Here is a 9464-nt window from a genome sequence, read left to right as displayed (position 1 = left end):
GAGCTGATCACGAACCGCATGAACCGCGCCTGAGCGCGCGCCCGCGGACCGCGACAGACAAAAACCTGGGCGGCAAAAACGACCGGCCAGGGGGGAAACGGCTGCAGGAGGAGGGACTCAATGCAGGACTCGATGTTACAACGCATCGCGGCAGATCCAAACTATCAGGAGCTCAGGGCCAAGCGGCTTCGCTTTGGCTGGACTCTGACCATTGCGATGCTGGTCGTCTATTACGGCTTCATCCTGATGATTGCGTTCAGCAAGGAAACCCTGTCCATTCGGATGGGAGAGGGCGTGATGACCTGGGGAATCCCGATCGGGTTCGGGGTCATCATCTTCACCATCGTGATCACCGCGATCTATGTCATGCGCGCGAACAGCCAATATGACGAACTGACCGAGAAAATCAAACGCGAGGCTTTGAAATGAGGTCCGCAATGACTCTCGGCCGTTTCCTGGGCATCTCCACGCTGCTCTTCGTGCCATCGGCCGTCCTGGCTGCCGGGGCGCTCGAGGGCGAGATCGCCCAGCAGGCGACCAACTGGACCGCGATCACCATGTTCGGGGTCTTTGTGGTCGGGACCCTGTTCATCACCAAATGGGCCGCCTCCAAGACCAAGTCCGCGTCGGATTTCTATACGGCCGGCGGCGGGATCACCGGCTTCCAGAACGGCCTGGCGATCGCGGGCGATTACATGTCGGCCGCCTCGTTCCTGGGGATCTCGGCGGCGGTGATGGCCAGCGGCTTCGACGGGCTGATCTATTCCATCGGCTTCCTGGTCGGCTGGCCGATCCTGACCTTCCTGATGGCCGAACGGCTGCGCAACCTGGGCAAGTTCACCTTCGCCGACGTGGCTGCCTTTCGGTTCGAGCAGACGCCGGTGCGGATGTTCGCGGCGCTGTCCACGCTGGTCGTGGTCGCCTTCTACCTGATCGCGCAGATGGTCGGCGCGGGGCAGCTGATCAAGCTGCTGTTCGGGCTGGAATACTGGATGGCCGTGGTCATCGTCGGCGCGCTGATGATGGTCTATGTGCTGTTCGGCGGCATGACCGCCACCACCTGGGTGCAGATCATCAAGGCCTGCCTGCTGCTGGGTGGCGCCTCCTTCATGGCCTTCATGGTGATGTCGCGCTTCGGCTTCAGCTTTGAAAGCCTGTTCGCCGATGCGGTCAGGATCAAGACCGACCTCGCCGCCGCCAACCCCGAGACGACGGATGCCGCGGCTGCGGGCCAGTCGATCATGGGGCCGGGCAACTTCGTCAAGGACCCGATATCGGCCATCTCGTTCGGCATGGCGCTGATGTTCGGGACCGCGGGCCTGCCGCATATCCTGATGCGCTTCTTCACCGTTCCCAGCGCGAAAGAGGCGCGCAAGTCGGTGATGTGGGCGACGGTGTGGATCGGCTACTTCTATCTGCTGACCTTCATCATCGGCTTCGGGGCCATAACCTTCGTCCTGACCAACCCCCAGTTCCTCGAGGTCAAGGACGGCGTGCCGGGCCTGGTCGGCGGCAACAACATGGCGGCCGTGCATCTCGCGAACGCGGTCGGCGGCAACATCTTCCTGGGCTTCATCTCGGCCGTGGCCTTCGCCACCATCCTGGCGGTGGTCGCGGGGCTGACGCTGTCGGGCGCCTCGGCGGTGTCGCATGACCTGTATTCGACCGTGATCAAGAAGGGGAAAGCCGACAGCGCGGCGGAACTGCGCGTGTCCAAGATCACCACGATCTGCCTTGGCATCGTCGCGGTGATCCTGGGGATCGCGTTCGAGAAGCAGAACATCGCCTTCATGGTGTCTCTGGCCTTCGCGATCGCGGCCTCGGCGAACTTCCCGGTGCTGTTCCTGTCGCTGCTTTGGAAAGGCATGACGACGCGCGGTGCGGTGATCGGGGGTCTTCTGGGCCTGATCTCGTCGGTGGCGCTGACGGTGCTGTCGCCGTCGGTCTGGGAAGCGACGCTGGGCAATGCCAAGGGTTCGGCTCCGTTCCCGTACACCTCGCCGGCGCTCTTCTCGATGACGCTGGCCTTCTTCGGAATCTGGCTGTTCTCGATCACCGACAAGAGCCGTCGCGGCGACATCGACCGCGCGGGCTATCTGCCGCAGCAGATCCGGTCCGAGACCGGCATCGGCGCGGCCGAGGCCTCGGCGCATTGAGCCGCGGCCCAAACCACCGATGAACGGCGGCCGGACCCTGGGGTCCGGCCGCTTTCGTGACCGCCCCTGACCCGCGCGGATGCCGATGACACAGTCCACCCCCCCTTCCGACGCCGCCGCAAGGCCCGCCTCGGCCCACGGTGCCTGGGGCCATGGACGGCGCCAGCTTGTGCCGCTGATGTCGACGCGTGTCGGCGACGCCTTCCTGCGCAAGCCCTTCTATGTGGACGCCAGCCTCGACATCGTGTCGCTGTGCCGCGCGATGGCCGAGCAGGGCATCGGCGACGCGCTGGTGCGGGACGGGGACCGGCTGGGCATCTTCACCACCACCAACCTGCGCGACGTGCTGTTGATGGACACGCCCCCGGCGCGTCTGGCGGTGCGCGACGCGGCCAGTTTTCCCACCGTCGATGTGTCGGTGGACGATGATCTCTACGACGCCATGATCCTGATGCTTCGCCACCGGGTCCACCGGCTGGTGGTCCGCGACGGCGCCGAGGTGGTCGGCGTTCTGGGCCAGCTCGACATGATGGGCTTTGTCGCTCATCACTCGCATCTGATCGCGCTGGAGGCTGCGCAGGCGGGGTCTGTCGCCGAGCTGAAGCACGCCGCCGATCAGGTCAGCGAGCTGATCCGCCTTCTTCACGAGGACGGGGTCAGGGTCGAGGCCATCGCCGAGATGGTGGGCGAACTGAATCGCGCCATCTTTCGCCGCCTGTGGGAACTGCTCGCCTCGGCGGACCTGCGGGCCAACAGCTGCCTGATCGTGATGGGCAGCGAAGGGCGCAACGAACAGATCATCCGCACCGACCAGGACAACGGGCTGATCCTGCGGGACGGCTTTCCCACGGACGGCGTGGCCGAGACGACGGCCGCGTTCACGGCGGCGCTGGTCGATTTCGGCTATCCGTCATGTCCCGGCGGCATCATGGTCAGCCGCCCGCTGTGGTGCCAGCCCCTGTCGGGGTTCCGCCAGACGATCGGGCGCTGGATCTATGGCGACAGCCCCGAGGGGCCGATGAACCTGGCGATCTTTCTGGACGCCGACGCGGTCGCCGGCGACGCCGACCTGCTCAGCGCGGCCAAGGACCACTTTTACCGGCTGATGTCGGACAGCAGTGCCTATCTGGCGCGCTTTGCAAGCGCCGTGAACAGCTTTGCCGAGGATCGAAGCTGGTGGACCCGGTTGCCGGGGGTCGGCGGCCGCGCGGCAGCCCAGATCGACCTGAAAAAGCTGGGCATCTTTCCCATCGTGCAGGGGGCCCGCGCCCTTGCGCTGCAATACCGGGTGGCCGAGTTGAGGACCGTCCAGCGCCTGCGCGTGCTGAGCGAGGCGGGCTGGATCGAGCCCGATCTGTCCCGCGACCTGACCGACGCGCTGCGGGTGCTGATGGGGCTGAAGCTGGACAGCAACCTGCGCCAGATCAAGGCGGGACAGCCGCCCGACAACCTGGTGCGGCTGGACCAGCTGAGCACGCTGGACCGGCAGGCGCTGAAGGAATCGCTGGCCATCGTGCGACGGTTCCGCGACTGGCTGTCGCTGCATTTCCGGCTGGCATCATGACGACGCGGAACCGCGACGGCGGCGGGCCGCCACCGGAACGGCTGGTGGCGCTGTTCGCGCTGGCGCTGGCCGTGCTGAACTTTCCGCTTCTGCTGCTGTGGGACCGCCCGGTGACTGTCCTGGGGCTGCCCTTGCTGGGGGTGGCGCTGTTCGGCGTATGGGCGGCGCTGATCGGTCTGCTGATCTGGGTCAGCGAGCGTCCGGCCGCCCATCGCCGCAAGCCGCGGCGGCCCCTGCGGTGACCGCGACGCCCGCCCCCGCCGGACGCCGGACAGGGCTGCGGCCGGGAACGGAGGGATGACCGTGCTGTCGCCATCGCTCGTCCTGGGGGTGTCGGCCGGTTATCTGCTGGTCCTGTTCGCGGTGGCGACATTCGCCGAACGCCGGGCCGCGCAGGGGCGGTCGGTCATCGGCAACGCCTGGGTCTATGCGCTGTCCTGGGCGGTCTATTGCAGCGCCTGGACCTATTTCGGCAGCGTCGGGCGCGCGGCGGTCGGGGGGATCTGGTTCCTGCCGATCTATCTCGGGCCGCTGCTGGCGATGCTGCTGGCCTGGCTGGTGCTGCGCAAGATGGTGCGGATCGCACAGACCTATCGCGTCACCTCGATCGCCGATTTCATCGCCACGCGCTATGGCAAAAGCCCGGCGCTGGCGGCGGTGGTCACGTTGATTACGGTGATCGGCATCGTCCCCTACATCGCGTTGCAGGTCAAAGGCGTGTCGGCCGGGTACGAGGTGCTGATCGGGCAGGCCGAGGTTCAGCGCACAGGCGTCGCCTGGTGGCAGGACGGGACGCTGGCGGTCACGCTGGCCCTGGCCGCCTTTACCATCGTGTTCGGGACGCGCCACCTCGACCTGTCGGAACGCCACGAGGGCATGGTGGCCGCCGTCGCGTTCGAATCGCTGGTCAAGCTGGGCGCCTTTCTGGCCGCCGGGGTGTTCGTCACCTGGGGGCTGTTCGACGGCCCCGCCGACATCTGGGCCCGCGCCCGTGACGTTCCCGACCTGCAATCGCTGCTGCGGCTGAAGGGGGCGACCGGCGCGGGCGATTTCGGGCACGCGCAATGGTTTGCGCTGACGATCCTGTCGATGTTTTCCGTCCTGCTGCTGCCGCGGCAGTTCCAGATGATGGTCGTCGAGTGCGTGGACGAACGTCATGTGCTGCGGGCCGCCTGGATCTTTTCGCTTTATCTGCTGGCGATCAACATCTTCGTGCTACCGATTGCTCTGGGTGGGCTGATCCATTTCGGGCCGGGCGGCGCGAACCCGGAAACCTTCGTGCTGTCGCTGCCCCTGTCGCAAAACGCCACGGCGCTGGCCCTGCTGGCCTATATAGGGGGCATGTCGGCGGCGACGGGCATGCTGATCGTCGAAACCGTGGCGGTGTCCACCATGGTCTGCAACGACCTGGTGATGCCGGCGCTGCTGCGGATGCGGGTCATGGGGGCCGGCGCGGGTGACGTGACCCGCCTGCTGCTGGTCATCAGGCGCGTGGCCATCCTGGCTGTCCTTTTGCTGGGATATGTCTATTTCCGGGTCGCCGGCGACGTCTATGCGCTGGTGTCCATCGGCCTGATCAGCTTTGCCGCCGTCGCGCAGTTCGCGCCCGCGCTGTTCGGGGGGATGTACTGGCACGGCGGGACGGCCGCAGGCGCCATGGGCGGCCTGCTGGGCGGGTTCGCGGTCTGGGCCTATACGCTGCTGCTGCCTTCGATGGCCAAGTCGGGCTGGCTGCCGGGCGGCATTCTGGACCAGGGGCCGTTCGGCATCGCCCTGCTGGCGCCCGAGCGGCTGTTCGGGATCACCGGCCTGGACAACCTGACCCACGGGCTGTTCTGGTCCATGCTGGTCAACGTCACCCTTTACGTCGGGCTGTCGCTGGCCCGCGCGCCGTCCGGGCGCGAGGCCAGCCAGGCGCTGCTGTTTGTCGATGTGTTCGACCGCGCCGACGCCGCAGAGCCGCAGTGGATCTTCTGGCGGGGTCGCGCGCGGCTGCCGGACCTGGTCGATCTGGCGACCCGCCTGCTGGGCCGGGCCCGCGCCGACAAGGTGTTTCGCGACTATGCCCAGGCGGTCGGCGCCCGGGACATTTCGGGGATCACCGCGGACGCGCGGCTTGTCGATCACGTCGAACGCCAGATCGCCGGTGCCGTGGGCGGTGCGTCGGCCCGGATCATGGTCGCCTCGGTCGTGCAGGAAGAGCCGTTGGGCATCACCGACGTGATCGAGATCCTGGACGAGGCGTCGCAGATCCGGGGCTATGCCCGCGCGCTGGAGGAGAAGTCGCGGTCGCTGGAGGCGGTGATGGACGAACTGCGCGCCGCCAACGACGCGCTGAAAAGCCTGGACCAGATGAAGGATGACTTCATGTCCTCGGTCACGCACGAACTGCGCACGCCGCTGACCTCGATCCGGGCGCTGTCGGAACTGATGCTGGATGTTCCCGACATGGACCCCGACGAGCGGGCCGAGTTCCTGCGCATCGTCGTGTCGGAATCGCAGCGGCTGAGCCGTCTCGTCAATCAGGTCCTGGACATGGCCAAGATGGAATCGGGCCACGCCGAATGGTGCAGCACGGAAATCGACCTGCGCGAGTTGCTGACGGACGCGGTCCACGTCACGGCCGAGCTGTTCCGCGAACGCGGGGCCGAGGTCGTGATGGACCTGGGCGACGATGTGCCGCGTGTTTTCGCCGACCGCGACCGATTGATGCAGGTGGTGCTGAACCTGCTGTCGAACGCGGCCAAGTTCATGCCCGACCAGGGCGGCCGCGTGACCGTCACGCTGCGGCAAGAGGCGCAGGCGCTGGTGGTCGGCGTCCGGGACAACGGTCCCGGCATCAGCGCCGACCAGCATGGCGCGATCTTCGATCGGTTCCAGCAGGCGGGCGATCCGGCTGACCGGCCGCCCGGCACGGGTCTGGGCTTGCCCATCAGCCGCCGCATCGTCGAGCATTTCGGGGGCAGGATTTGGGTGGAATCGGCACCGGGCGAAGGGGCGCTGTTCGCCTTTTCGTTGCCGCTTGGCCGACAGGGGGAGGGTGAGCATGAGCCAGAGAGTCCTGATCGCGGATGACGAGCCGAACATCGTCGTCTCGCTGGAATTCATGATGAAGCGCGCGGGCTATGAGGTGCTGGTCGCCCGTGACGGTCTGCAGGCGCTTGACATGATCCGCCGCGAACGGCCGCGCCTGGTCCTGCTGGACGGGATGATGCCGGGCCTGTCCGGGTTCGAGGTCTGCGAGGCGGTGCGGGCAGACGACGCGCTTGCGGACACCAAGATCGTCATGCTGACTGCAAAGGGGCGCGACACCGACGTCGCGCGCGGCGTGGGCGCGGGCGCGGACGCCTATGTCGTGAAGCCGTTCTCGACCCGCGACCTGGTGGACATGGTACGGGACATGCTGGCATGACGATTGACCGCCGGCTGATCGTGGCGGCTGCCGGCCCGGCGGTCGCGCTGGCCGCGTGGGTGGCCGGCGGCGCGGCTGTGCTGCTGGCGACGCTGGGCCCCAACCGCGCGGCCGCCCTGCGCGCGGCCTGGGCGCCGGTGCTGGCGACGCACGGGATGGTGCTGTTCGCCTGGTGGCTGGTTGCGGCGGTCCTGGCGGCGTGGCTTGGCCATCGCCTCTATCGCCGGCATGTCGTCGCGCCGGCCATGCTTCTGGACGCGACCCGCATTCTGGTCGAGAATCCCGACGCGCCCGACGTGCCGCCGCATGGCGCGCCCATGGTCCGGGCACTGGCGCACGAGATCAACAATCTGGCCGAACACCGCCGCACGCTGAACGCCAACATGGCGCAACTGGTGGACCAGGCCAGCCGCAGCGTCGCCGAACAGCGCGACCAGCTGGCGGCGTTGATGACGGAACTGGATCACGCCGTCGTCGTCTGCAACCTCGAGGGGCGCATCCTGCTTTACAACAGCCGTGCGCGGGCGCTGTGTGCCCGTCTGTCGCCTGCCCCCGTGGGGGGGGCTGCGGGGGCGACCTCGGGCGGAGCGGATCGCATCGGGCTGGGCCGGCCGATCACCGGGGTCGTTGATCCCGCCGCGATCACGCACGCGCTGGACACGGTTCGCGGGCGGCTGGCGCGGGGCGTCGATCCCTCGGCTGCCGTGGCGCAGGTCGTGACGACCACCGAGGCGGGGCATCTTCTGCAGGTCCGGCTGGCCCCCGTGCGCTCCGCGGACGCGGGCGGCGGTGACCGGGCGGACAGTCCGGCGGACGAAAACGCCGGTCTGACCGGCTATGTGCTGCTGCTGGACGACATCACCGTGGACCAGCACGTTCATCTGCAGCGCGACCAGGCCCTGCTGCAGATGACCGAGAACGGCCGCGCCTGCGCCGCGACCATGCAGGCCGCGCTGGACATGCTGGACCTGCCCGATCTCGAACCGGCCGACCGCGACCGCTTTCTGGCCGTCGTGCGCGACGAGGTGACGCGGATGCGGGACCGGCTTGCCGCCATCGCCGACAGTTCGGTGCTTGACGTGGCCGCGCGCTGGCCGCTGCAGGACATGCTGGGGTCCGACCTGATCGCCGCCATCGTCCAGCATCTGGGCCGCGTCACCGGGACGCCCATCACGACCTTGCCGGGGGACGGGGATCTCTGGCTGCGCATCGACAGCTTCAGCCTGATCAAGGCCTTCGAGACGCTGGCGCAAAGGCTGCGGTCGCTGACCCATGATCCGGTGCTGTGGATCAGGCTCAGCCGCAACGTCACCCGCGCGCATCTGGATCTGGGCTGGACCCCCCGGTCCGACGCGGCGCCGATTGCGCCGCAGGCCCTGACCGCAATGCAGCTGGACCCGATCCAGTCCACCGGGGCAGGGGGACAGCTGTCGGTGCGCGACGTGGTCGAACGCCACGGCGGCGAAATGTGGATCGAGCGGGGTCGTGGCGAATCGCAGCCGTTTTTCCGCATCCTGCTGCCCCTTGCCGCGGTCGAGGTGGACGGCCCCGCCCTGGCGACCGGCAGCCGGCCCGAGTTCTATGACTTCGACCTGTTCGCGGCGCGGCCCGACAGCGTCGGGGACGACCGGCCGCTGGCGGACCTCAGCTTTACCGTCTTCGACTGCGAGACGACCGGCCTTGATCCCGCCGGCGGTGACGAGATCATCCAGATCGGCGCGGTGCGGGTCGTGAACGGGCGCGTTCTGCGCGGCGATACGATGGACCAGCTGATCGACCCCTGCCGGTCCATCCCCGAGGCGGGCATACCGATCCACCACATCCACCCCGAGATGGTCCGGGGCAAGCCGACCATCGCCCAGGTCCTGCCGGTGTTTCACCGCTTTGCCGCCGACAGCGTGCTGGTCGGGCACAACGTCGCGTTCGACATGCGATTCCTGCGCCTGAAAGAGGCCGCGACCGGCCTGCGCTTCGACCATCCGGTGCTGGATACGCTGCTGCTCTCCAGCATCGTCCACCCCGCCGAGGATCATCACGGACTGGAGGCGATCGCCGAACGGCTGGGCATCGCCATCGGGGGCCGGCACACGGCCCTGGGCGACGCGCTGGCCACCGCGGACGTGTTCGTCCGCCTGCTTCCGCTGCTCGCCAAGCAGGGGATCGTGACACTGGGCCAGGCCCGCACGGCCTCGAGCCGGTCGCAGTTCGCGCGCTTGAAATACTGATGCCGAACCGGAACGACCTGCCGGGGCGGTTCCGGCCACGAGCAGGCGGCGCGCTGTCGGTCGTGAGACGGAAACGCGCCTGTTCTGTCTGAGCAGAAGGCCCCTAC

The 9464-nt window shown here is 67.9% G+C and carries 7 protein-coding genes; all 7 read left to right on the top strand.

What is annotated here, in order from left to right:
• Positions 1-120 precede the first annotated feature (120 nt).
• Positions 121-429 (top strand): DUF485 domain-containing protein, encoded by a 309-nt coding sequence (locus DPQ23_RS06310; protein WP_112873840.1) that lies wholly within the window; start codon positions 121-123, stop codon positions 427-429.
• 8 nt (positions 430-437) lie between these two features.
• Entirely contained in the window at positions 438-2156 is a 1719-nt protein-coding gene (locus tag DPQ23_RS06305) for a cation acetate symporter (RefSeq protein ID WP_112873839.1), read from the top strand.
• Between the two features lie 178 nt (positions 2157-2334).
• Positions 2335-3720, top strand: coding sequence for a DUF294 nucleotidyltransferase-like domain-containing protein (locus DPQ23_RS06300; RefSeq protein WP_240602495.1), 1386 nt, complete (start codon positions 2335-2337; stop codon positions 3718-3720).
• A complete protein-coding gene (locus tag DPQ23_RS06295; protein WP_112873838.1) occupies positions 3717-3962 on the top strand; it encodes a hypothetical protein in 246 nt (81 codons plus the stop codon). Before DPQ23_RS06300 ends, DPQ23_RS06295 begins: the two co-directional genes overlap by 4 nt.
• A gap of 55 nt (positions 3963-4017) precedes the next feature.
• Entirely contained in the window at positions 4018-6795 is a 2778-nt protein-coding gene (locus DPQ23_RS06290; RefSeq protein WP_240602493.1) for a sensor histidine kinase, read from the top strand.
• The gene (locus DPQ23_RS06285; RefSeq protein ID WP_112873837.1) at positions 6767-7132 is read left to right on the top strand and encodes a response regulator transcription factor; all 366 of its coding nucleotides are present in this window, start codon (positions 6767-6769) and stop codon (positions 7130-7132) included. Before DPQ23_RS06290 ends, DPQ23_RS06285 begins: the two co-directional genes overlap by 29 nt.
• Positions 7129-9357 (top strand): 3'-5' exonuclease, encoded by a 2229-nt coding sequence (locus DPQ23_RS06280; protein ID WP_112873836.1) that lies wholly within the window; start codon positions 7129-7131, stop codon positions 9355-9357. Before DPQ23_RS06285 ends, DPQ23_RS06280 begins: the two co-directional genes overlap by 4 nt.
• The last annotated feature ends 107 nt before the right edge of the window (positions 9358-9464 follow it).

It is taken from the genome of Paracoccus endophyticus (assembly GCF_003286075.1).
Classification (GTDB): domain Bacteria; phylum Pseudomonadota; class Alphaproteobacteria; order Rhodobacterales; family Rhodobacteraceae; genus Paracoccus; species Paracoccus endophyticus.
Note: the sequence above shows the minus strand (reverse complement) of the source record. Positions and strands in the feature narration are given on the sequence as shown.

Excerpts from the sequence above, each read along its gene's own strand:
- DPQ23_RS06300 (WP_240602495.1), top strand. The coding sequence starts at position 2,335 with ATGTCGACGCGTGTCGGCGACGCCTTCCTGCGCAAGCCCTTCTATGTG.
- DPQ23_RS06290 (WP_240602493.1), top strand. The coding sequence starts at position 4,018 with ATGACCGTGCTGTCGCCATCGCTCGTCCTGGGGGTGTCGGCCGGTTAT.
- DPQ23_RS06305 (WP_112873839.1), top strand. The coding sequence starts at position 438 with ATGACTCTCGGCCGTTTCCTGGGCATCTCCACGCTGCTCTTCGTGCCA.
- DPQ23_RS06310 (WP_112873840.1), top strand. The coding sequence starts at position 121 with ATGCAGGACTCGATGTTACAACGCATCGCGGCAGATCCAAACTATCAG.
- DPQ23_RS06285 (WP_112873837.1), top strand. The coding sequence starts at position 6,767 with ATGAGCCAGAGAGTCCTGATCGCGGATGACGAGCCGAACATCGTCGTC.
- DPQ23_RS06295 (WP_112873838.1), top strand. The coding sequence starts at position 3,717 with ATGACGACGCGGAACCGCGACGGCGGCGGGCCGCCACCGGAACGGCTG.
- DPQ23_RS06280 (WP_112873836.1), top strand. The coding sequence starts at position 7,129 with ATGACGATTGACCGCCGGCTGATCGTGGCGGCTGCCGGCCCGGCGGTC.